At 57.3% G+C, this 22,534-nt stretch carries 27 protein-coding genes and 2 tRNA genes; 18 read left to right on the top strand and 11 right to left on the bottom strand.

All coding sequences use genetic code 11. The annotated features are described in order from the left end of the window. Nucleotides 1-26 precede the first annotated feature (26 nt). From HBO23_RS00405 to HBO23_RS00330, 16 genes are all read left to right on the top strand, one after another. A tRNA-Gln gene (locus HBO23_RS00405) sits at nucleotides 27-101 on the top strand. A gap of 46 nt (nucleotides 102-147) precedes the next feature. Continuing rightward, complete coding sequence (locus HBO23_RS00400; RefSeq protein WP_003208392.1) at nucleotides 148-1,089, top strand: ribose-phosphate pyrophosphokinase; 942 nt, start codon at nucleotides 148-150, stop codon at nucleotides 1,087-1,089. A gap of 139 nt (nucleotides 1,090-1,228) precedes the next feature. After that, nucleotides 1,229-1,828 (top strand): 50S ribosomal protein L25/general stress protein Ctc, encoded by a 600-nt coding sequence (locus HBO23_RS00395; RefSeq protein ID WP_017137642.1) that lies wholly within the window; start codon nucleotides 1,229-1,231, stop codon nucleotides 1,826-1,828. 168 nt (nucleotides 1,829-1,996) lie between these two features. Further along, nucleotides 1,997-2,581, top strand: a complete 585-nt coding sequence (gene pth, locus HBO23_RS00390) for an aminoacyl-tRNA hydrolase (RefSeq protein ID WP_010213318.1) — start codon at nucleotides 1,997-1,999, stop codon at nucleotides 2,579-2,581. A gap of 21 nt (nucleotides 2,582-2,602) precedes the next feature. Continuing rightward, entirely contained in the window at nucleotides 2,603-3,703 is a 1,101-nt protein-coding gene (ychF, locus tag HBO23_RS00385) for a redox-regulated ATPase YchF (RefSeq protein ID WP_017137643.1), read from the top strand. Between the two features lie 316 nt (nucleotides 3,704-4,019). Continuing rightward, complete coding sequence (locus HBO23_RS00380; RefSeq protein ID WP_017137644.1) at nucleotides 4,020-4,964, top strand: sigma 54-interacting transcriptional regulator; 945 nt, start codon at nucleotides 4,020-4,022, stop codon at nucleotides 4,962-4,964. A 111-nt stretch (nucleotides 4,965-5,075) separates the two neighbouring features. Then, nucleotides 5,076-5,288, top strand: a complete 213-nt coding sequence (locus tag HBO23_RS00375; RefSeq protein WP_143521844.1) for a hypothetical protein — start codon at nucleotides 5,076-5,078, stop codon at nucleotides 5,286-5,288. Nucleotides 5,289-5,354: 66 nt separating this feature from the next. After that, nucleotides 5,355-5,720, top strand: coding sequence for a hypothetical protein (locus HBO23_RS00370; RefSeq protein ID WP_138454137.1), 366 nt, complete (start codon nucleotides 5,355-5,357; stop codon nucleotides 5,718-5,720). A gap of 7 nt (nucleotides 5,721-5,727) precedes the next feature. Continuing rightward, nucleotides 5,728-6,507 (top strand): type III secretion inner membrane ring lipoprotein SctJ, encoded by a 780-nt coding sequence (gene sctJ / locus HBO23_RS00365; protein WP_017137647.1) that lies wholly within the window; start codon nucleotides 5,728-5,730, stop codon nucleotides 6,505-6,507. Then, nucleotides 6,497-7,084 carry a type III secretion protein gene (locus HBO23_RS33620; protein WP_178131759.1) on the top strand — a complete coding sequence of 196 codons (588 nt, stop codon included), beginning with the start codon at nucleotides 6,497-6,499 and terminating at the stop codon, nucleotides 7,082-7,084. Before sctJ ends, HBO23_RS33620 begins: the two co-directional genes overlap by 11 nt. Then, nucleotides 7,062-7,655 (top strand): type III secretion system stator protein SctL, encoded by a 594-nt coding sequence (sctL, locus tag HBO23_RS00355; protein WP_017137650.1) that lies wholly within the window; start codon nucleotides 7,062-7,064, stop codon nucleotides 7,653-7,655. The genes HBO23_RS33620 and sctL overlap by 23 nt, the downstream gene beginning before the upstream one ends. Before the next feature lie 105 nt (nucleotides 7,656-7,760). After that, nucleotides 7,761-7,994: a hypothetical protein gene (locus HBO23_RS00350; RefSeq protein WP_099549219.1), complete on the top strand. Its 234-nt coding sequence runs from the start codon at nucleotides 7,761-7,763 to the stop codon at nucleotides 7,992-7,994. Further along, a complete protein-coding gene (locus HBO23_RS00345) occupies nucleotides 7,984-8,394 on the top strand; it encodes a type III secretion protein (protein WP_138453482.1) in 411 nt (136 codons plus the stop codon). Before HBO23_RS00350 ends, HBO23_RS00345 begins: the two co-directional genes overlap by 11 nt. A 14-nt stretch (nucleotides 8,395-8,408) precedes the next feature. Further along, the gene (sctC, locus tag HBO23_RS00340; RefSeq protein WP_017137652.1) at nucleotides 8,409-10,550 is read left to right on the top strand and encodes a type III secretion system outer membrane ring subunit SctC; all 2,142 of its coding nucleotides are present in this window, start codon (nucleotides 8,409-8,411) and stop codon (nucleotides 10,548-10,550) included. Then, entirely contained in the window at nucleotides 10,547-10,750 is a 204-nt protein-coding gene (hrpT, locus tag HBO23_RS00335) for an HrpT family type III secretion system protein (protein ID WP_017137653.1), read from the top strand. Before sctC ends, hrpT begins: the two co-directional genes overlap by 4 nt. Further along, entirely contained in the window at nucleotides 10,747-11,118 is a 372-nt protein-coding gene (locus HBO23_RS00330) for a transcriptional regulator (RefSeq protein ID WP_170036177.1), read from the top strand. The genes hrpT and HBO23_RS00330 overlap by 4 nt, the downstream gene beginning before the upstream one ends. Here HBO23_RS00330 and sctU read toward each other — a convergent pair whose 3' ends face one another. The 11 genes from sctU to HBO23_RS00275 are packed head-to-tail and all read right to left on the bottom strand — an operon-like array spanning nucleotide 11,119 to nucleotide 21,298. Then, nucleotides 11,119-12,216: a type III secretion system export apparatus subunit SctU gene (sctU, locus tag HBO23_RS00325; protein ID WP_169986802.1), complete on the bottom strand. Its 1,098-nt coding sequence runs from the start codon at nucleotides 12,214-12,216 to the stop codon at nucleotides 11,119-11,121. It lies immediately after the preceding gene. Further along, nucleotides 12,213-13,001 carry a type III secretion system export apparatus subunit SctT gene (gene sctT / locus HBO23_RS00320; RefSeq protein WP_169986800.1) on the bottom strand — a complete coding sequence of 263 codons (789 nt, stop codon included), beginning with the start codon at nucleotides 12,999-13,001 and terminating at the stop codon, nucleotides 12,213-12,215. The genes sctU and sctT overlap by 4 nt, the downstream gene beginning before the upstream one ends. A gap of 10 nt (nucleotides 13,002-13,011) precedes the next feature. Next, the gene (gene sctS / locus HBO23_RS00315) at nucleotides 13,012-13,275 is read right to left on the bottom strand and encodes a type III secretion system export apparatus subunit SctS (protein WP_099549214.1); all 264 of its coding nucleotides are present in this window, start codon (nucleotides 13,273-13,275) and stop codon (nucleotides 13,012-13,014) included. A 7-nt stretch (nucleotides 13,276-13,282) separates the two neighbouring features. Beyond that, nucleotides 13,283-13,936: a type III secretion system export apparatus subunit SctR gene (gene sctR / locus HBO23_RS00310; protein ID WP_017137657.1), complete on the bottom strand. Its 654-nt coding sequence runs from the start codon at nucleotides 13,934-13,936 to the stop codon at nucleotides 13,283-13,285. Next, on the bottom strand, nucleotides 13,933-14,943 hold the full coding sequence (locus HBO23_RS00305; protein ID WP_026013746.1) for a FliM/FliN family flagellar motor switch protein: 1,011 nt from the start codon (nucleotides 14,941-14,943) through the stop codon (nucleotides 13,933-13,935). The genes sctR and HBO23_RS00305 overlap by 4 nt, the downstream gene beginning before the upstream one ends. Further along, a complete protein-coding gene (locus tag HBO23_RS00300) occupies nucleotides 14,943-15,398 on the bottom strand; it encodes a type III secretion system HrpP C-terminal domain-containing protein (protein WP_170036175.1) in 456 nt (151 codons plus the stop codon). Before HBO23_RS00300 ends, HBO23_RS00305 begins: the two co-directional genes overlap by 1 nt. Continuing rightward, nucleotides 15,395-15,823, bottom strand: a complete 429-nt coding sequence (locus tag HBO23_RS00295; RefSeq protein ID WP_170036173.1) for a YscO family type III secretion system apparatus protein — start codon at nucleotides 15,821-15,823, stop codon at nucleotides 15,395-15,397. Before HBO23_RS00295 ends, HBO23_RS00300 begins: the two co-directional genes overlap by 4 nt. Then, complete coding sequence (locus HBO23_RS00290; protein WP_017137661.1) at nucleotides 15,810-17,165, bottom strand: FliI/YscN family ATPase; 1,356 nt, start codon at nucleotides 17,163-17,165, stop codon at nucleotides 15,810-15,812. Before HBO23_RS00290 ends, HBO23_RS00295 begins: the two co-directional genes overlap by 14 nt. Continuing rightward, entirely contained in the window at nucleotides 17,162-18,073 is a 912-nt protein-coding gene (locus tag HBO23_RS00285; RefSeq protein WP_026013747.1) for an FHA domain-containing protein, read from the bottom strand. Before HBO23_RS00285 ends, HBO23_RS00290 begins: the two co-directional genes overlap by 4 nt. A 37-nt stretch (nucleotides 18,074-18,110) precedes the next feature. Then, complete coding sequence (sctV, locus tag HBO23_RS00280) at nucleotides 18,111-20,204, bottom strand: type III secretion system export apparatus subunit SctV (RefSeq protein ID WP_099549211.1); 2,094 nt, start codon at nucleotides 20,202-20,204, stop codon at nucleotides 18,111-18,113. Then, nucleotides 20,201-21,298: a TyeA family type III secretion system gatekeeper subunit gene (locus HBO23_RS00275; RefSeq protein WP_026013748.1), complete on the bottom strand. Its 1,098-nt coding sequence runs from the start codon at nucleotides 21,296-21,298 to the stop codon at nucleotides 20,201-20,203. The genes sctV and HBO23_RS00275 overlap by 4 nt, the downstream gene beginning before the upstream one ends. A 263-nt stretch (nucleotides 21,299-21,561) precedes the next feature. Here HBO23_RS00275 and HBO23_RS00270 point away from each other — a divergent pair, with 263 nt between their 5' ends. Together HBO23_RS00270 and HBO23_RS00265 are read left to right on the top strand one after the other, a co-directional pair. Continuing rightward, nucleotides 21,562-22,113: an RNA polymerase sigma factor gene (locus HBO23_RS00270; protein ID WP_017137665.1), complete on the top strand. Its 552-nt coding sequence runs from the start codon at nucleotides 21,562-21,564 to the stop codon at nucleotides 22,111-22,113. A 334-nt stretch (nucleotides 22,114-22,447) separates the two neighbouring features. Then, nucleotides 22,448-22,524: transfer RNA gene (locus tag HBO23_RS00265), tRNA-Met, on the top strand. The last annotated feature ends 10 nt before the right edge of the window (nucleotides 22,525-22,534 follow it).

The raw sequence follows: 22,534 nt of genomic DNA, 5'->3' as shown, positions 1-22,534 counted from the left end.
TACTGGGTACTCGTTGCAACAGATACAGGGGCGTCGCCAAGCGGTAAGGCAGCAGGTTTTGATCCTGCCATGCGTTGGTTCGAATCCAGCCGCCCCTGCCATTTTCTAATACTCATCCAGGTTACCCTCAGCCTCTAGGTACTGCGCGTGTCCAAGATGATGGTCTTTACGGGGAACGCCAACCCCGATCTGGCTCGACGTGTCGTACGTCAGCTGCATATCCCTCTCGGTGACATCTCTGTCGGTAAATTCTCCGACGGCGAAATTACAGCCGAGATCAATGAAAACGTCCGCGGTAAAGATGTTTTCATTATTCAGCCGACTTGCGCTCCGACCAACGATAACCTGATGGAACTCGTCGTGATGGCTGATGCCTTCCGCCGCTCCTCAGCGACTCGAATCACAGCTGTAATCCCTTACTTTGGTTATGCCCGTCAGGATCGCCGTCCGCGTTCCGCACGTGTGGCTATCAGCGCGAAAGTCGTTGCTGACATGCTGACCGTGGTAGGCATCGACCGTGTTCTCACGGTTGACCTGCACGCTGACCAAATCCAGGGGTTCTTCGATATTCCGGTAGATAACATCTACGGCTCCCCAGTATTGGTGGATGACATTGAAGACCAGCGCTTTGAAAACCTGATGATCGTGTCCCCGGACATTGGTGGCGTCGTGCGTGCACGGGCTGTTGCCAAATCCCTGGGCGTGGACCTCGGGATCATCGACAAACGCCGTGAGAAAGCCAATCACTCTGAAGTGATGCATATCATCGGTGATGTCGAAGGGCGTACCTGTATTCTGGTTGATGACATGGTCGACACCGCCGGCACCCTGTGCCACGCGGCGAAAGCCTTGAAAGAGCATGGTGCAGCAAAAGTCTTCGCCTACTGCACACACCCTGTGCTGTCGGGCCGAGCGATCGAGAACATCGAGAACTCCATGCTGGACGAACTGGTGGTGACTAACACCATCCCGTTGTCCGCAGCAGCTCAAGCCTGTTCGCGTATCCGTCAACTGGATATCGCACCGGTAGTTGCCGAAGCGGTTCGCCGCATCAGCAACGAAGAATCGATCAGCGCGATGTTCCGATAAGGGTCAAACCTTACGAAACATCCCACTGACGAAAAGCGCCCCGCCCCAGCATTCTGTTGGGGCGGGGCTTTTTTGCCCATATCGCCTTTAGCGCTGGTCGCAAACGCTGGGGCGAATGTGGTTATTTTGGAGATACAACATGAACGATTTTACTCTGAATGCTGAAGCGCGTTCCGACCTGGGGAAAGGTGCGAGCCGCCGCCTGCGTCGTCTCGCAAGCCTGGTTCCAGCTGTAGTTTACGGTGGCGACAAAGCCCCTGAATCCATCAGCATGCTGGCCAAAGAAATCGCCAAACTGCTCGAAAACGATGCGGCCTACAGCCACATCATCGAGCTGAATGTTGGTGGCAAGAAGCAGAACGTCATCATCAAGGCCCTGCAACGTCACCCAGCCAAAGGCCACGTGCTGCACGCTGACTTCGTACGCGTAGTAGCCGGTCAGAAACTGACCGCTATCGTGCCTGTGCACTTTGTTGGTGAAGAAGCTCCGGTCAAGAAAGGCGGCGAAGTTTCGCACGTTGTTGCCGAGATCGAAGTGACCTGCCTGCCGAAAGACCTGCCTGAGTTCATCGAAGTCGACCTGTCGGCTCTGGAAATCGGCGACATCGTTCACCTGTCCGACCTCAAAGCCCCTAAAGGCGTTGAGTTTGTTGCACTGGCTCACGGTGATGACAAAGCTGTTGCAAACGTTCACGCTCCACGCGTTGCACCAGAAGCTGAAGAAGGCGCTGCAGAGTAATTCACTCTGTAATGTCGGAGCTTGAGGAAACATCGCGGACCGGAACGTAGCGAGAAAGCGGGCGATAACGCGGCGTTTACTCTTGAGTAAATGATCTTTTGTTGACCGCTTTCGCCGCACACAGGTTGCGGCGATGTTATCCACAACTCCAAAGGAAGGGCCCCTGTCGTGACTGCCATTAAACTGATCGTTGGCCTGGGAAATCCAGGCGCCGAATACGAACAGACCCGGCATAACGCGGGGGCCCTTTTTGTTGAGCGTATCGCCCACGCACAAGGTGTGAACCTTGTGGCCGATCGCAAATATTTTGGCCTGACCGGGCGCTTCTCGCACCAGGGTCAGGATGTTCGTCTGCTGATTCCTACCACCTACATGAACCGCAGCGGCCAGGCTGTCGCGGCGCTTGCGGGCTTCTTCCGGATCAAACCCGAAGAAATCCTGGTGGCCCATGACGAACTGGACCTGCCACCCGGCGTTGCCAAACTCAAGTTAGGCGGCGGGCATGGCGGCCACAATGGCCTGCGCGACATCATTGCGCAGTTGGGTAATCAGAATAATTTTTACCGTCTGCGGCTCGGCATTGGCCACCCAGGCGTTGCCAGTATGGTTTCAAATTTCGTCCTGGGTCGTGCGCCACGCGCCGAACAGGAAAAACTCGATGCCAGCATCGACTTTGCCCTCGGCGTGCTGCCGGATATCTTCGCCGGTGAATGGAACCGCGCGATGAAAAACCTGCACAGCCAGAAGGCCTGACTCTTACCGAGGGGAAACACCATGGGATTCAATTGCGGCATCGTCGGCCTGCCCAACGTCGGCAAATCCACCCTGTTCAACGCCCTGACCAAGTCCGGTATTGCGGCGGAGAACTTCCCCTTCTGCACCATCGAACCCAACAGCGGTATCGTGCCGATGCCAGACCCGCGCCTGGACGCGTTGGCGGCGATCGTCAATCCCAAGCGTATCCTGCCGACCACCATGGAGTTCGTCGACATCGCGGGCCTGGTAGCCGGCGCGTCGAAAGGTGAGGGCCTGGGCAACAAGTTTTTGGCCAACATCCGTGAAACCGATGCCATCGCCCACGTGGTCCGCTGCTTTGAAGACGAGAACGTGATTCACGTCTCCAACAGCGTTGACCCGAAACGCGACATCGAGATCATCGACCTGGAGCTGATCTTCGCCGACCTCGACAGCTGCGAAAAGCAACTGCAGAAAGTCGCGCGTAATGCCAAGGGCGGCGACAAGGACGCAGTGGTCCAGAAAGGCCTGCTGGAGCAACTGATCGCACACTTCACCGAAGGCAAGCCGGCACGCAGCCTGATGAAGAACATGGGCGTCGACGAGAAAGCCGTGATCAAAGGCTTCCACCTGCTGACCACCAAGCCTGTGATGTACATCGCCAACGTTGCCGAAGACGGCTTCGAGAACAACCCTTTGCTGGATGTGGTCAAGGCCATCGCCGACGAAGAAGGCGCTATCGTGGTGCCGGTGTGCAACAAGATCGAAGCAGAAATCGCCGAGCTCGATGACGGCGAGGAAAAAGACATGTTCCTCGAGGCCCTGGGCCTGGAAGAGCCTGGCCTGAACCGCGTGATCCGCGCCGGCTACGAAATGCTCAACCTGCAGACCTACTTCACCGCCGGTGTTGAAGAAGTCCGCGCCTGGACCGTCAAGGTCGGTGCCACTGCACCACAGGCCGCCGGCGTGATCCACACCGACTTCGAAAAAGGCTTTATTCGCGCCGAAGTCATCGCCTACAACGACTTCATCCAGTACAAGGGTGAAGCCGGTACCAAGGAAGCCGGTAAATGGCGCCTGGAAGGCAAAGAGTACATCGTCAAGGATGGCGACGTGATGCACTTCCGTTTCAACGTCTAAGCGCCATCGCGGTTTTGCCGCCCACAAAAAAGCCGATGCACTGCATCGGCTTTTTTGTGGGCGGTTGTTTGTATTTCGACAATAGCTATCCTCTTATCTATTTGAAACCTTAAGACGTTTCCTATTTGTCGTAACAAAAACAGCCCAACAACCTCGAGTGACGTTAAGCGACAAGTTAATGACTTTTCCTACGCAAGCCTGGCTTACTCTTACCTGCATACTCGATGATAAATCTTATACTTTACGCTCTGCCCAAACACCGTCTAAATCACAGCCCTTTAATCGTAAACAATCACGCTAGTGGAGCACCCACCCGATGTCGGCCGCCGATCAAAAAGAAAGCGAAACCGATACGCCATTCATTGAAGGCTCGGATATTGAGAACACGATCAATAGCACCGCGACACTGAATGTTGACATCTTGTTGCTGGGGGAAACCGGCACTGGCAAAGATACCCTGGCACAACGAATACATCGCCTGTCCGGCCGTCGAGGTAACTTTGTTGCGGTCAATTGCGCCGCCATTCCGGAGAGCCTCGCCGAAAGCCAATTATTCGGTGTCAACAGTGGTGCTTATACCGGGGCTGTACAATCACGCGCAGGGTTTATCGAGGCGGCTCACCTGGGTACGTTGTATTTGGATGAAATCGACAGCATGCCGCTTTCGCTGCAGGCCAAGCTATTGCGTATGCTTGAATCACGAGGGGTTGAACGGCTGGGCTCAACACGCTTCATCCCCGTCGACATGCGCGTCATCGCGTCCGCTCAACAATCACTGCATGACATGGTCGAGCAAGGCAGCTTCAGGCGGGACCTGTATTTTCGCCTGAACGTTATTAACATCAAGCTGCAGCCGCTGCGTGACCGACGTGAGCGTATCGTACCGTTGTTTCTGGAGATGATTAAACAAGAGGCGGAGCACTTCAACTGCACAGCCCCTCACCCCCCAACCGAACTGCTCCAGCAGTTGTTGTGTCATACGTGGCCGGGCAATGTCCGCGAACTACGCTCCACGGCCAAGCGTTTTGTCCTTGGGCTGCCGCCTTTATCGGCATCGAATGCAGAACCGCTGGAACTGGGCCTGAAAGACCGTCTGCAGCGTATTGAGAAAACGCTCATTGAAGAGTCTTTACATCGTCACACTTACAGCGTGGATTGTGTGGCGTTGGAACTGGGGGTTGCCAAGCGCACGCTCTACTACCGAATGAAGCAACTGGGTGTTTCACTCAACGCGTGTTTGCACGCTCAGGAAGTGCAATAAACGCTGAAACAAGTAGAAATAGGCCGATGGAACTGTTTCCAGAGGCATCGCCACTCAGTGTACGAGCATCGATTATCAAATAACGATGTAGCACGATTAATCGAATGCCTCATGACGAATACTCAACTATCCGATAGACAACCCAAAGGTGAAATCATGACATCTCCAGTCGGCAGCGGTGGCAGCATTACCAGCAAACAACTTTTTGATCAAATGAAAACGCTCACTGAGGAAAAAAACAAAGAAACGCTCGAGATGGCAAAGCTGGATAAAGATGCTTCGATTGCCAGCAAGTGGAGCCAGGTAATTAACAAAGTACAATAAGCAACACAGGCTTTCTCTAGTGTATTAAATAGAGAAAGCCTGTCTATTTTCCTGAGGGAGGTTTATATGCGCACAACGCTTGAAAAAGAGCGGGAAACCTATTCAGGTGCCCCTGTGTTTCCCGTCGAAAAAAGCAGTGATAGCGCCCACGACGCGCATTTCTTCAGTGCAGCACTGGAGCAGAACAATCCCTATCCGTCGGCCCCCCCCGCCCCAGGAAACAGTCGGTCGCTGGTGAGCCAATCAGAGCGGTTGAAATCCAACAACGAAAAAATCCCCAAGCTCCTGCGTGAATATACCAAGACCCAAAACGAGCTGAAAATGGCGGACGCCACACAGACCATTATTGAATCAAAAGAAATCCTCAACATCGGCGTCAAGGTAATAAAACACTGCACTTCGTTTGTTGAGAAAACCACTAACCTGCAATAGGTGAACCATGCGCCGCTGCCGCTTTATTCTCTTATGGCTGACCCTCTTATCGGTACTGAGCGGATGCGGTGAAAGCGTCGAACTGCACCGCAAGTTATCCGAGCAGGAAGCCAATGAGGTAATCGCTGAATTGGCAGACAAGCACATTCGGGCACAAAAACAGCTGGAGAAAGACGGCGTGGTCGTTCGCGTGCGCACAGATGATATTGCTGCCGCGGTCCACACGCTTGCCGCCGCCGGGTTACCAAAGACTGCGCGCTCTACGCTGGGCGACGTATTTCGCAAGGAAGGTGTCATCTCGACACCGCTTGAGGAACGGGCGCGCTATATCTATGCCTTGTCTCAGGAGCTGGAAGCGACCTTGTCCAATATCGATGGGGTTCTCGTCGCCAGGGTACACGTGGTACTGCCCGAGCGGGTCGCACCGGGAGAGCCGGTACAGCCGGCCTCGGCATCGGTCTTCATCAAGCATGATCCACGGCTGGAACCCGACAGCTTGCTGCCGCGCATTCGGCGGATGGTCGCCAGTAGCATACCGGGCATGACAACAGCCGTTGCAAACCCGCAAAAACTGACCGTGATCTTCGTACCGGCTACCGCCTACAAGGAAAAGCAGCAACTCGCCTACTTCGGGCCGTTTCTGATTAAGCCCGGGGACCTCGCTTTTTGGCAGACCATGGTGACATTGTTCTTTATCGCCCTGTTAGTGGGGTGCGCTGCAGCGGGGTTCTGGGTGAAAAAGGCGCGCGGCGCCCAACAAGCCGAGCCGAACACGAATGACGCATGACAGCCTCAGTTGGGCCAAGTGGTGGGCCTGCCCATGGCTCGATTCGCCCCATGACTGGCCGCCTTTCGTCCCTTCAGTGCCCTATTCGAGAACACTCTGCCAGAGCCAGCACGCGGCAATGGCAACGGCGTTGGGAATTGATCCATGCCTGCCTGTCGAACCGTCTCCAGCACTGTTGCAGTTGGTACTTGAACCTGAACAACGCAGAGACCTCATCCTCACGCTGGTCGGCGGTGTTTACCAGATCAAGAACCGCACGCCATTGAGCCAAGACCTGCAACTCTGGTGCGTACGCCTTTCCAAGGCACTGCTGCCCAACACCCTGCAAACCCACACTGAAGACCCCCTGCACTATCTACGCGCCTGGGTAGAACCCTCTGTGTGGCAGCGGCTGCGGTTGAGCTTTGACCGCCATCGGGTGCTCGCCCTAGAGAAGAACCCTCGACTGATCGATGCCCACGACAAGCTTGAAACTATTTGGAAGGCCGCAATATGGCGCACCGGCGCGTCAAACAACGAGCCGGTGTTTTCCTTCGCCGAGGAGTCCCAGGACGATGCTGTGCAAACGCACGATTGAGCTACGCAAGCCGCTTCCTTCACGGACCTGCTCGCTGATTCCCTTGGAAACGTTGGCGGACTGCGCCCGCGACACCGAATTGTTAAACAGTGCCCAGGTTCAGGCAGATGAGATCCTGCGCCAGACCTATGTGCAACGCGACCAATTGCTGCTGCAGGCTCAACATGAGTTCTGGCAACGCGCCAATCGCCAATTGCATCTGTGGCACACGCAGCAGCAAGCGGTCCTCGACAACATCGAACGCATCGCCACATCAGTCACCCACAGTGCCATTCGCAGCTTGCTCGAGGACACAACGCCCACTCAACGGGTGTCTGCCATGCTCAAGCAAATGCTCGCAGCCCAGGCCCCGGCGATCCGCGCAAAGTTGGTCTGCAACCCGCAGGATCAGGCGGATGTGGAACATTGGCTGGATCAACACACCGAAGCGCCCTGGCGCCTGCTGTGTGACGAGTCTGTTCAGCCACAGATGTTGATCCTGGAGGCAGAGGAAGGCAGCTTTCGTATCGACTGGGCCTCTTCGATCAATGCCCTGTTGGTGTCTCACACAGACTTTGTTTCAGAGGATTAACTTCTCAACCGCCTGCTGCATTTTTTATCCAGATATTTAAAAAATCGTGGAACGGATCCCAAAGGTAAACCACATAAAAAATACACGTTCAACGGAGATCAGCATATGAAACTCGACGCACGCGAGGGCGGGCAAATCTTCAGGGATTTAAGCAAAAACAACCGGCAGTTCGAACAACTCGGTCAGGGCATCCCTGATGAAATAACCTCGAAAGAGTTTTCATCACTGCTGGGTGAACACTTCAGGCTGAAACAAAACTTGATGCTACAGACGACTGCCGCCGGAGCGGTTCTCGGCCACCGGGCCGAGATGGGAAAAATCATTTTCAATGGGACCTGAGTGTTTCAGCGCGCGGCTCACTCAGTGGCTGGCGGGGGCAGAGCAAGAAATCACGCTGCTGGAGGGCGACGACACTATAACCCTGCGTCGTTACCCACAGTGTTTTTTGCTCAGCGCTCAACTTACCCATCAGCCAAAGCACGCACAAACAACAATGGAAACCTGGCTACAACTGGGTGGAGCAAGCCTGCCGTACTTTCAGGGAGCGCTTTCAGTCGAGCCCTCCACGGGGCAGCTCTGGCTACTTCAATGCGTCACGCAGGAAGACCATCAGGCCGTTCTGTTTAACCAACTCGAATCCCTTCTCAATCAGCGCGACACCTGGCGTTCCACGGCCAAGCGGCTGGCCAGAACGCCCAAAAAATGTGGGCCAACTCCACTGCGTGCGCAGTTTTATTAACTAGAGAATCCTATATGAACACCCTCATTTACAAGCGTTTACGCTTGTCTATCAGCTCGCCCTGTGCGCGTTTCAAACACGCCGACTGGCGTATTCCAATAGTTCTGATGTGCCTGTTGATACCTCTGCAAAGCCCCCTTGCCGCCATTCCAGCGGAATGGAAAAATACGGCGTATGCCTACGAAACCCAGTACAAGCCTGTACGCGAAGTGCTCGAAGACTTCGCCCAGACCTTCGGCACCCAACTGCAAATCGAGGGCCTGCTGGAGGGCGTGGTCAATGGCAAAATACGCGCTAATACTCCCCAGTCCATGCTCGACAGGCTGGGGGTCGAACACCGCTTCCAGTGGTACCTGTACAACAACACCCTGTACATCAGCACGCTGGATCAGCAAGAGTCTGCGCGGCTGGAAGTTTCGTCGGAAACGATCGCAGACCTTAAAAAGGCCCTGACCGATATCGGCCTGCTCGACAGCCGATTTGGCTGGGGTGAATTGCCGGACGATGGGGTTGTACTCGTCTCCGGTCCTAAACGCTATATCGAGCAGATCAAACAGTTCAGCAGCCAACGCAGATCTCCGGATGAAAAACAGAGCGTGCTGACTTACCCGCTCAAGTACGCCAACGCGGCGGACCGGATCATCGATTATCGCGGAGAGAAGCTGACCATCGCGGGCGTGGCCAGCGTGCTGCGTGGGTTACTGGAGCCACGTTCCACCTCCACAGTCGCCAATGCCACCCAATCTTCCGGCGCTTCTTCACCGTCGGCCCTGATTACGCCCAACGTCCCGCGGTTGAACAACCCTCTGCTGGAGCAGATGCTCGCCAACCCCACGAATGCAGGAGGGCTGTCGACGGGCGCCTCACTCGGCCCTCGCGCCCCACGCGCAACCAGCCGAATCCGGGTCGAAGCCGACGTGCGTAATAACGCGATTCTGATCTACGACCTGCCTGAGCGCCAAACGATGTACCGCGAGTTGATCACCCAACTCGACGTTGCACGCAAGCTGGTGGAGATAGACGCCATCATCCTCGACATCGAACGCACAAAGTTGCAAGAGTTCGGGGTTGAATGGGGCTTTCAAAACAGCCGCTGGCGCGGCGGCGTCAACGTGGCACCGGGCACGACTTCTCAGTTGTCGATTGGCAACCCCGGGCGCTTCTACGCTCACATACGTGCCCTGGAGTCCCAAGGGCTGGCAACCCTGGTCTCCAACCCTTCCGTGCTCACCCTGGAGAACCAGCCGGCGGTCATCGATTTCAACCGCACGCGATACCTGAAGGCCGGCAGAGACTACGCAACCATTTTACCCGTGACCGTCGGCACCAGCTTTCAGGTGGTGCCACGGGTGATCACCAGCCGTGGTGGCCACCAGATCCATTTGGTGGTGGATATTGAAGACGGTAACTTCGACGAACTCAACCTACAGCCCGATGACCTCGATGTTCGCCGTGGCAAGGTGAGCACCCAGGCGGTAATGGCGGAAAAGCGCTCATTGGTGGTCGGTGGTTTCCATGTCACAGACAACAAGGACAAACAAAGCAAGGTGCCGCTCCTGGGCGATATTCCTTTGCTGGGCAAGGCATTGTTCTCCTCGACTGAACGACAGAACAGTCGACGCGAGCGACTGTTCATCCTCACCCCACGGGTCATCGGCGACCAATCTGACCCTTCGCGTTACTTGCCCCAGGAGGACCAGGCCCAATTGCAGGCTGCCCTCAAGCCTCTGGCGCGCCGGCAAGCCGCCCATCTGCCGCCCATAAACCGAAGCGATATCACCAGCACCCTGGCGCACCTGGTCAGCGGCGAAGTCCCAGACGGTTTCAAGGCAGGGCCAATGCCCCTGCAACTGGACACGTTGTGCGCCACGCGCGATCTGTTGGCGCTCAACAGCGAGCGCAGCCAGTGGTATACCGGCGCGCAGTTCAATGTGGCGGTGGTGGTCGTGCGCAACCAGATCAAACGCAACGTGCGCATCGATGAAAAAGAATGCAGCAACTCACAAACGCTGGCGGTCAGTGTCTGGCCACGCGCCTGGCTTAAACCGGGTGAAGAAGCTGAAGTGTTTATCGCCATGCGGCCCGTTGTGAAAGATGAACACATCGGCGTACCCCGCCCTTCCCTTCTCACCGCCCCCTTGAAGACCACGCCATGAAGCACGGACTCTTGAGTATTATCTTGATCGGCGCAGCAATGATCGCCGCCGGCTGTACGCCAACCTGCAAGGGCGACTCCTGCACGCGCCCGCAATCGAGCAGTGACAAAATGGTGGTCTGGTGGCCACCAGAGATGCGCGTAGACTCCGGCCCCTCTGGGGAGCGGGCAGACTACCAGACCATTTCCCTGGAACGATGAGCCTCACGACACAGCCTGACGATGCATTGCATCGTCAGGTTTTTTTGGCCGACGTGCGCAGAGGCGTTGCCGCCCACCTGCAACTCCTCCCAGGTATCCACCTGTGTACGCTGCAAGCCGGCACCCGCGCGGGGTTGGCCTTGCACATCGCGCGCGAAGCATTGCAAGCCGGGCAGGTGCAGCGGGCACTGGAGCGACGTTTTGAACAAGCAGTGAGGTACGACGGTTGCTTTGTCTATCTCGACGCCCAAGGGACCCTGGTCATCTGGCGCTCGCTGCCTACGCACCACAACGCGCTTGATAGTGCCGTCAGCCGCTTGCTTTCACTGGCCAACCTTGATGCATTGGATGCCCGCGCCACGCGTTGATCAGCGTTGTTCCAGCTCAGGCAACTCCAGGGTTTCGCGCTTGGCTTCATCATCCAACTCACGCAAGGTGCGGTAGATCAGCGCGACCGCCTGCAGGGTTTCACGAGGGATACTGGCGCCCAGCTTATTGGTGTAGAGCGTGCGGGCCAGCCATACACACTGAATGACCGGCACGTCAGCCGCTTTAGCCCTTTTGATCAGTGCACGCGCGTCGGCATCCGTGCCTTTGTCCACCAGCAACGGCAGCGGTGTCTTGCCGGGGCGGTAATACAACGCGACGGCAAAGTGCGTCGGGTTGACGACCAACATGTCGGACTCTTCCAGCTTGGGCAACTTGACCTTTGGCTCCTCCTGAGCCAATTGCTGCGCCAGCGACCGTCGCTGGCCCTTCACATGGGGGTCGCCTTCCATGTCCTTGTATTCCTTGACCACCTCGACCTGGGTCATGCGCATGCGCTTGGCAAAGAAGTGCTTCTGCAGCGTCAGGTCGAGAAGTGCCAACACCAGCAACAGGCCCAGGCACACATGCAACAGGTAACGAAACAGATCAATCAGCGCCAGGATATAACTGGACAGGTCGCTGTTGGCCAAGTTGATCAAGGCCCCAAGGGAAGGACCGATCACCGCATACAACACCACGCCTAACAACACCGCCTTGGCGACCCCCATCAACAGGTTCATCAGCGACTGGGCGGAGAACATCTGTTTGAGCTGATTAAGGGGGTTGAGGCGCTTGAAATCCAACTTCAGGATTTCCGGCGCGAACAGCAAGCCGAACTGCATCCAGCTACTGAGCAGCTTGACGGCGATTGCCACTGAAGCCATCAGCAACGCAAAGGAAAAAAACACCACCATGGCGTCGAGCAGCACCTCTTCCAAGGCTGACACAAAGGGTCGGCTGATGCGGGATATCGGCAGCAGCATCATTTCCTGAAACCGCTGCAGGCTGCGGTCAGCGGTCCATAGCGCGATCTCGCTGATGGCTGTCAGCACCAGAAGCTTGCCGACATCCTGGCTTTGGGCAACCTGGCCTTTCTTGCGTTGATCACGCAGTTTCTTGGCACTGGCCGGGTGTTTTTTCTCACCGGAATCACTCATGGCATCGCCACCTTGAACATCAGCCCCAGGGCGTGCTTGAGCTCGCCCAGCAGGCTTAAGCGGCCGACGATCAGGTCCTGCAACAGTTCAAAATACAACAGCAAAATACCAATACCCGCCAGGCACTTGACCGGTGGGGCCAGCGTACTCACCTGCAGCTGCGGGCTATAAAGTCCTAACAGGGCAACGCCAAACTCCAACAACAGCAGCACCGCGATAAAAGGTGCGGCGTAGAGCATCATGTGGGTGAACGTGTCGCCGAGCAGGTTGAGAAACACGCCAAACCCATTGGCGTGCGGAAGTGGAAACCAAACGGTAGGCGGCCAGACCGAGTAGCTGTCCCAGATCACCTGCGTCAGTGCTCCAAGCCCCAGGGTGGCCATCAACAAAAAAATCGCCAGCTCCTTGAACAGATGCCCAATGGGTGTGGCATCCGGGCCAAGCGAAGGGTTGAGCTGGCCACCCGCCAAGGCTCCCCGCTGGTTATCCAGCAGCGCCCCCACCGCCTCGAACATCCAGAACGGCATCGACAGTAATACGCCCAGCAAGGTCCCCAGGGCCGCCTCCTTGAGCACCAACGCGCTGAGCATCAGCGTAGAGAATTCCTGGTCGGCGAAGGTGGCATATATACCCGGTGCAGGCAGCAGTGCCAGTACTGCCACAATGGCGTGGCGCGGCATCCCGCGGATATGTTGAAAACAAAACGCCGCGACCAGAAAGGCACAAGGGTAGATTCGCGCCATGCCAATCAACAGGCTGGGCAGGTAATCAAGATACTGCAGCACAGGCAAGACCTCAGTTCAGCGCAGAGCGAGAGATCATGTCGAATGTCAGATTGATCAGCTGAATCAACTCCACACCGATCCAACGCCCCGTCATGACCAGCGTGACACCCACTGCCACCAGCTTTATGCCAAACGGCAAGGTCTGGTCCTGTACCTGCATCAGCGCCTGTACAAGGGAGGTCAATACGCCGACCACCACCGCCACAATCAACGGCGGTGCCGACAACACCACGACCAGCAGCATGCCCTGCTTGAACAGCACGATCGGTTCCATACGCCACTCAGAGATAAGAAAAGAAGAGGCTGTCGAGCAGCCGTGACCACCCGGAAACCATCACGAACAACAACAGTTTGAGCGGCAAGGAAATGGTCATCGGCGAGACCATTTGCATGCCCAATGCCAGTAGCAAATTGGAGACAATCAGGTCGATCACAATGAACGGAATGTAGATGAGGAAGCCGATCTCGAACCCCGCCTGCAATTGCGACAGCACAAAGGCAGGCACCAACAGAATCAAGTCTTCTCGCTGGACTTCCTGCGCCATGGCTGCCGGCCACAGGCGCCCGGTGTTTTCCAGCAAGTGCGTCAACACATCCGGGTCAATATTGCGCAGCATGAATGCACGCAAGGGTTTGATTGCCTCACCGCCGGTGTGCAGAGCCATCTGCACACTGCTCAAATCCAGCGGCGAAACCTTGACGCTCTCGGCGATCTCGTAACCCACAGGCGCCATGATAAACAGCGTCGCCGCCAGCGCGATGCCATTGATAGCCATGCTGGGAGGCACTTGCTGCACGCCGATAGCGTTGCGGGTGATCATCAGCACAATGACAATCTTCAAGAACGCCGTACACACGATCAGCAGCATGGGCATCAGCGACAATGCCCCCAGGAACAGCGCAAGTACGAAGGGATCTATGCCCTGAATACTCATCGAGAAAAAACCACTCGCGTCACTTGCAGGCCCAAGCGCCCATCCACTTCCACCAACTGCCCCTGGCCGATCGGCCGATCACCGTAGTACAGGCCGGCCATTCCCGGCGCATAACCGGTAATACCCAATACTGAACCCTCAACCAGGTTGCGCAGTTCGCCCAGGGTCAGGTTCAGCACACCGCAACGCACGCTCAGCGACATGCTCAGCTCATCGAACGGTTCATGCCCGAACACTTCCATCACTGGTTCGTCTTCCGGCTCAGCGTAATAGGCTGCTGAAAAGTCCTCGTCCACACTCGTGTCCTCTATAGAAGTCAGGGTCAGGCACAGCGGCCCGGTGTCGTCGTCAATGCAGCCATGAAGGCGCTGCCTGCCAACCTGCACGTAGCCATTGCCCTGGGGTTGAAAAAAAGCCTGCTCAAGCACCAACACATCGCCAGCCCGCAGGTTGCGCACTTGTGCCAGCGGTAACTGCGCGCGCCCAAGGGGCACGGTAATGGCCAGCTTGAACGACGCCGGCATCGGCGCGGCGATAGAGCGCCAAGGTGCGGCATCGCACAACGCTAGAAAGCTCTGGTGAGCCAGCCACACATAACCTACGACCCGAGAGGCCCCCAACGTCACGCTCAACCTGCAGCCGAAACCTGCGGGACGCGCAGTCACCAGCAATCGCATATAGCCAAACAGCGCTTTGACTTGGGGACTGAGGTGCTGCTCAAACAGCGGCCAGAACCAAGAATGTGGATCGTTTCCTGCCTTGGCCAATGGCACAGGGCATTCGCCCAGCAGGCTCAACAGCGGCCCCGCTTCAGCGAGCGCCAATACACCGAGGGCGGTTTCGAAGCACAACGCCTCGCCGCCAACAGGGGCACGCCCGGGTTCAATGAGCAGTTCACCCTCTTGCCCGGCAACCTTAAACGGCAAGCGCAGCCCACGCCCCAGCCTGCGGCGCGCAGCGACCGTGCTGTGCTTGACCACAGGCAATGTCAAAAAGGGCACCTTCATCATGAACGGGTACCTGGCAGGTAGAACTTGACCGGCTGCCCCAAGGCTTGCGTGCATCGTTCCTGGCATTGCTGCCGCACGCCACGCAGCCAACGTTTGGTTGCCTCTTCCTCTGCGTCCAGCTCAATGGCCCAGGTGTTCTGCTCACGGTGTACAAGTGCGTTAACCCGCCCCAGGCGCGGCATGCACAGCACAAACTGCAGCGGCCACTGCCCACCGGCCTGTATAGGCGCCACCAATTGTTCGACCAACATATCGGCCCTGGCCGCCTCGACTGAGGCCTTGATGTCCATGCGCGAATGTCCGAAACGTTTCTCTGCAGCACCGCCTGCAAGCAGATAAGCAAACAGTCGCCCTTGCTCCAAGGGAACGTAGGCCGCCACGGAGGGTTCGCGCTCCTCCCGGAGTTCGCGCATGCGTCGCTGCTCAGGAGCGGCATTTGAAACCTGTTTCATATCGATTCCTGAGCGAGCAATTTGGACAGTTCCTGAAGTTTTTCCACCTGGCGCAAACACTCCGTGGCGTACTTCTGGGCACTGCCAACCTCAATTTCCTTTTCCGTGTGCTGCGCTCGCAGTGCTTGCACCTGGCCTTCGTCCCGCAGGGTGCTTGCAGACAATGAGCGTTCTTGTAACCCCCAGGTCTTCAGCGCTTTGAGCGTCAGCACCTGGCCCTGATGCTGGCTGAGCAACTGCGCACTTTGCCGAGCCTCCTCCTGGCGGGTTTGCTCAAGGGTTTGCTGGGCATCCTGGATATGTGCCTGCAGGGTTTGCCGTGCTCGCTTGGCCTCACGCAATGCACGCTCAGCGCGGTCGGCCCGATGACGGCGCAGGCGCCGCAGGGTCTCGATTTCAGCCATCGACACGTCAGAATGGGACATAGGCCGTCAGCTCCTTGAGTTGCTCCAGTGTTTCCGCCATTGGCGAGGGTTCACGCAAGTCCTGGCGCAGAAAACTGTCCACTGCGCTGCGACTGTCTACCGCCAAGTCGGTCAATACATCGCTACCCGGCTGGTACTCGCCCAGCTTGAGCATCAGCTCGATCTGCTGGTACGCCGATAACAGCCGACGTAACGCCGTGCCGGCCTGGATATCCCCAGGCTCGGCGACGTTGCTCAAGATCCTCGAAAGGCTGGCCAATACGTCCACCGCCGGATAGTGCCCACGCTCGGCCAGCTTGCGAGACAGCACGATATGGCCGTCGAGCAGCGAGCGAACTTCATCGGCCACCGGGTCGCTCATGGAGTCCTGCTCGATCAGCACCGTGTAGATCGCCGTGATCACGCCTTCGCGCGTCAACCCGGCACGCTCGACCAACCGCGGCAGCAGGCTGTATACCGAAGGTGGCAGGCCACCACGGCCCAGAGGCTCGCCGGCGGCGAGGCCAATTTCTCGCTGGGCCCTGGCGAACCGTGTGAGGGAATCGATCAAAAGCAGCACGCGCTTGCCCTTGCTTCGGAAGCCTTCGGCCAAGGCTGTCGCCGTGAAGGCTGCGCGTGCCCGCTCCATGCTCGAACGATCAGAGGTGGCACACACCAACACCGCTTTGGCGCGCAGTTGATCATCGAGTTCATGATCAAGAAACTCGCGCAGCTCTCGGCCTCGCTCGCCGATCAGGCCGAACACAATCACGTCACACTCAACGTTGCGGGCTATCTCCGCCAGCAATGTGGTCTTGCCGCAGCCGGCCCCGGCAAACAGGCCGACACGCTGCCCCTCCCCCAGCGTCAACAGCCCATCGATCGAACGCACGCCGGTGGCCAGCGCGCGGTTGATTCGCGGCCTATCGGTGGGCAAAGGCGCTTCGCACAACACAGCGCTGGTATCCGGTGAGTCGACCAGTGCAAAAGCGCTGGCGCCTTCGCCGGTAATTGGCCGCCCAAATCCATCCAGTACCTGGCCCAGCAGCTTCTCGCTGACCTGTACCTGATGGGATATGCCCAGGCGCTCTACGCTGGCCCCCACACGCACACCTTCCAGGTTACCCAGCGCACTGAGCACGGCATCCTGCTGGTCGAAACCAATAATTTCGGCGAGCATGTAATCGCCTTGTTTTTCCACCTGGCACAAGTCGCCTATACGTGCCTGAGGCAGCCGACATTGCAGTAACATGCCGTTCACACGCTGCACGCGCCCGCGCATTGTCACCGGAGCAAAACCTGCCAACGTCTGGGTCTGGTGCCGCTGCCAAGTGTCGAGACGCGCCTGCAAATCCTTAATCACCAGCGCACCTCATAACGCTGCGCGCCTTCGAAAACCACCTTGCTGTTGTCAATCATCACCAGGCGCAAGTCGTCCACTTGGTCCCCCACAAACAGTCGGGTTCCGTCCTCCAGCACAACGTGACCGTTCGCCCCTCCGATAATCTGAACGATCTTGAACGGCAACTCATTGTTACGCGCACGCACCCGGCTGATCACCGGTACAACGCTGTCGAACTGCTCACCAAAGCGGTCGAGCATGCGCGTCACCAACGCCAGATCCTCCTCGGAAACATCGCCGTTGAGTGCAACCTGGCCATTGATGACCTGCAAACTGACCCGCTGGCTCAAATCACGCTCACTGAGCATATTCAGCAACTGTTGGCGCACCTCGAATGGCGAGGCCAGCTCGACTCTGTGGGGCACTGCCGGCATCAACGAGGCCTGGGGATCACGCTCACCCGTGGAGGCAATACCCACCACCATGAGGATGACGGCAACCACCAGCACCACACTGATCAGGCGCTTTTGCTGCGAGTGTCCCAACGACGACAACGTCAACGGCGGGGACGTTTTCCTGGCCGTCACCTTGGCCGAAACCTTGGCCGGTGTGGCCGGGGCGGGTGCTTCGGGCCAGGGCTGATCCGCCACGGCGACATACAACCGTATGGCGCCCACGCCAAACTGTTCGCCCAGCGCCAGATTCGTGATCTGTGCCACTACCTGCTCTTTCGCATCCTGCAACAGCCCTGCCTGGGCCTGCACCGACCAACTGGATCCGACCAGCCGCAACAACGCATGCTGCTCGGCGATCCCCGGATCGCTGAGCACCAAGTCAGCCTCTGCATGAGCACCGATGCTCCACTGTTCACCAAACAGCGGCAGCGCAGCCCCTTGGTGCAGGCCATCGAGAACACGCAGCTCAAACATCATTGAGCGCTCTCCTGTGCAGAAACTGGCGCACTTCTCATGCCGCAGTACCACGCATCAGGTCAGTCTGACCGAGGTCAAAACGCCCCAAAACTTTTACCTTTGAGGTGCTCCCCAATTCGGCAAAAGACATCACAGGTACATGGTTGAATTCTTCAAGCAAAAGAGTGCGCAAAGGGCTGCGTAAATCCTGTGCAACCAACATCACGCTTTTGCTTTTTGGCCGGGCCACGAAGGCTTGGTTGAGCAGGTTGATCAGTGAAGCACTGCTGTCATTATCAAGGGCGAAAAACACCCCGGTCTGGGTCTGGCGCAGCGATTCGCGCAGCACGTTTTCGGTCTGTGGAGACAGCAACCAGGCATGCAGGCCGTCGGCCTCACTGTATTGGTGAAAAATCTGCGCTTTAAGCGCAATGCGCGCGTAGTCCGCCAACGCGTCCGGCTCTCGCTCATGCTGGCCGTATTCAATCAGCGACTCGACGATCAGCCTCACAGCACGCAGCGGTACGCCTTCGCCTGCCAGGCGTTGCAGGACTGCCGAGAAACGCGACAGCGGCATGATTCGCTGCAGCTCCTGTACCAATTCCGGCTGGTTATGTTCAAGCCAACTGAGGATCGACTTACTCTCCTGGATTCCCAGAAACTGGGGGCCGGACAGCATCATCGCTTGCTTCATGCGTTCGACGATCAAGCTCGTCGCGCTGAAGCGCTCCAGCAGGGGGTCATCGAGCAAAGGATCATCCTGCGCCAACCACACCCAATCTTGCTCATCGCGTTCAGCCAGGCCTGGTATTGCGTGCTCAGGCACCTGTGCCAAGGCTTTACGCTCTACGGCCACATTGGTGACAACCGAGGCCTTGATCATCGGCACCTCGTGTACGCAGAAGCGCATTTCGTCGTCCGCCAACGAGTCGTTGAGTTCGACTTCAAACGGCGGCAGCGTGAGCCCGATATTCGCAACGAGTGCATTACGCGTCTGACGAAGGCCATGAACCAGCTCGATCACCTCAGGCGTTCCGCGCAAGACGGGAGAAAATTGCAAGAGATAGGGGCGCGACGGGTCAAACCCGCGCAAGTCCTCGTCACCGTTTTCTTCCGGGCGCACGGCCTGCGTGGCCTCGGCCTCGGGCGCCTCTTGCCGTTGACGTTGGCGCGCAAGGTAATAGCCCAGGGAGCCGGTCATCAGTGAGATAAGAATAAATACCAGGGTCGGCATGCCGGGCAACGCCGCAAACGCGAGCATGCCCACTGACGCAATCATCCAGCTCTTGGGTTCGCTGGTCATCTGACGGGCAATTTCTGCGCCCATGTTAGTCACGCCCCGGCGCCCATCCGGTGCGGCGCGGGTGATGATCATGCCCGCCGTCAGCGAGATCAGCAGCGCAGGGATTTGCGCAATCAAACCATCACCGATGGTCAGCACCGAATACAACGCAATGGATTCGCTGGCGCTCATGCCATGCTGGAACATACCCGTGGAAAAACCGCCCAACAGGTTGATCAGCACGATCACAAGGCCTGCAACAGCGTCACCCTTGACGAACTTCATGGCGCCGTCCATGGCCCCGAACAACTGACTCTCGCGGGACAACTGGTCACGCTTGTCCCGCGCCTGATTGCCGTCGATCAGTCCCGCACGCAAGTCGCTGTCGATGGACATCTGCTTGCCGGGCATCGCGTCCAGGCTGAAGCGTGCGGCCACTTCGGCAACCCGCTCCGAACCCTTGGTGATGACCAGGAAGTTGACCAGGGTGAGGATCATGAAGATCACCAACCCTACCGCCAGGTTGCCACCGACCACAAAGTTGCCGAACGCCTCGACGATGTCGCCGGCGTCCTGCTCCAGCAGGATCAGACGCGTGGTCGCGATAGACAGTGCCAGGCGAAACATCGTGGTCAACAGCAGAATCGAGGGGAACGACGAAAACGCCAAAGGCCCGGGCAGGTACAACGCCAGCACAATCAACAAGCAGGCAATACAGATATTGAGCGCAATGAGGATGTCCACCAGCCAGGTCGGCAGCGGCACGATGAAAATAAAGACGATGGCCAGTACCACCACAGCACCAAGGACTTCAGCACGTTGCGCAACCTTGAGCAGCCAGTGGTTGATAAACGCCAGCACCGTCACATCAACGCCCTCGGCTCAATCTGGCCCTTCTCCAGGCGCGTGAACTCATCCATCACCAGCAGGAAGTTATGCAAAGCCTCCTCGCGCCCCCGCGAGTCGCGCCATAAGGCCGCAGGCAAACCTTTGATCACGGGATAGAGCGCATTGAGAGAGGCCAGTTGGCGGGCCGCCGCATCCCCAGCCAATTCATCCGCCAGCAGTTGAACCTCGGAGGGGGCAATGCCATTGCCGGCATAACCCAACAGACGCTGCAACAGGTCAACGGCGTCGTGCTCAACGTTCAGACGCTGAACCAGGTCCTGGCAATTGGACAGTACCCCGCCCAATTGACCGCAGCTCTGTAACCCCAACAAAAGCGTGCGCAATTTGGCGGTGGGAATCGATGAGACGTACGCCGCAATATCATCCGCCAGGGCCCGGCGCATGAGGTTGAGCCCGACCGTAAACTGCTCGCCACCGTACTCTTTCAAAAGCGCCTGCATCATGCTGGCCAGGGATTGGCGCACGACCACATTGGCGTAGTAGAGCGTACGTATCGCCTGGCATTGCGCCGGATCGTCACTGCCTGACTGCAACGCCAGGGCAATATTAAGGCCCGCCTGTATTTCCCTCTTGTACTGAATCTCCAGCCTCGCCAGCGCTGCCCGAGCCAGCGCTGCCTCGCTCTTGACTTGCGCATCACGCGTCAACGCGGATTGTGTCTGGCGCACCTGCGCCTCGGCCTGCGCCGTAAGCTGACGAAGCACGACATAGGTACGTGCAGGGTCTCCACCCGTGAGGTCCACCAATTTTTCGAGACTAAGCTGGCGCTCCAGATACTGCCTGGCCACGATGACCATCTTTGCCAGGCTTTTCTGGGCGGGATGGCCCAGTCGATCATACAACTGCGCGAGCTGCTCGACCGGCGTGACAGGCCCCCCAATGGCACGTCGGGTCAACGCAGTGCCATGGGCCGCAGCTTCCTGGCTGAAGATGCCCGCGAGCGCATCAAAACCTGGCGCGGCATCCTGCGATGGGGTCGTGGCGACCTTCTCTGAAACGGATGGGTCCAAGCGCTGGATTCTGTGCAGATCGGGGTTGAATTCGACTTTCATGGGCATGCCAGGACAGGGAGTTTGTGTCTCTATGTGGCAACCCGGTGCCATACGGTTCCATAAAAACCACCCACACTCCCCGCTTTGAAAATACCTGCACAAAGCCGCCAATCGTTTTGCAAGTACCTGCGCAAAATCACACTATTTCAATTTATTTATATATATAAATCAGCAAGTTATAAGATTTTTTTGTTTGGCACAGCCAGTGCTAAAGGGGTTCCCGTCGAAATTATTTCGATAGCGTCTACCCTGAGGAAAAAATCGTGAATATTCCTATTGAAGCTTTAGCGCAGCTCGTTGGCGACTCGCCTCAATTCATGCTCCAACTGACGGACGACCAGCAAAAAAAACTCCGGCGTTTTATTCATAAACGCGTACTCAATCCCGAAGACGCCGACGACATCCTGCAACTGACCTACCTGGAGGCATGGCGTAACAGAGAGCGGTTCAGTGGCCAGGCTACCCTCAGCACCTGGATGTGCGGCATTGCGCAGAACCTGGTCCGCAACCATTTCCGGCGCCTGTATGCCAAACCGGTGCATTGCGAGTTCGATGAATCGCTGTGGCACGGCCAGGAAGAAAACAAGAATCTGGATTGGGAATTCGAGGTCAACCGCCGGCTGGAAAAAACCTTGAACGCCATCGATCATTTGCCGGCTGAGATGCGCAAGACGTTATATGCCTCCCTAGAAACCGATGGCAGTTACCAGGACACCGCCGACGTGCTGGACATCCCCATCGGTACCGTTCGCTCACGTCTGTCACGGGCGCGCGAACACCTGAAGCGCGTCACCCACACACCGCAGCATCCGTAAGCAAGCCCTGGGGGGCAAGCGTTGGGCGGCAGGGATATCTGCCCAACCGAATGACGCTTTACCGTGCGCAGAACAGGATCACAAGCCGCGCCGAATGGCACCTTGGGGATCATCGTCAAAGTGTTTACAGCCCACACCCGTGCGATCACGCGTTGAATACCATCAGCAGAACACCGCAAAACCCATGTGGGATCTTCGTGGCTGAAATACCCGTATCCGCCACACCACTCGTCGCCGTTTGGCCTGATTTTGTTTAAACAGTTGAAAGCGTAGATAAATTTTTAAAATAAACGCTTGACGCATATGCGTTCTACGCGAATAATGCGCGCCACTTGGCTACGTAGCTCAGTTGGTTAGAGCATAGCATTCATAATGCTGGGGTCCGGGGTTCAAGTCCCTGCGTAGCCACCAAGTACCGGTT

It is taken from the genome of Pseudomonas sp. WS 5532 (assembly GCF_012985445.1).
GTDB classification, from domain to species: Bacteria; Pseudomonadota; Gammaproteobacteria; order Pseudomonadales; family Pseudomonadaceae; genus Aquipseudomonas; species Aquipseudomonas edaphica.
This window is presented reverse-complemented; position numbering and strand designations above follow the sequence as displayed.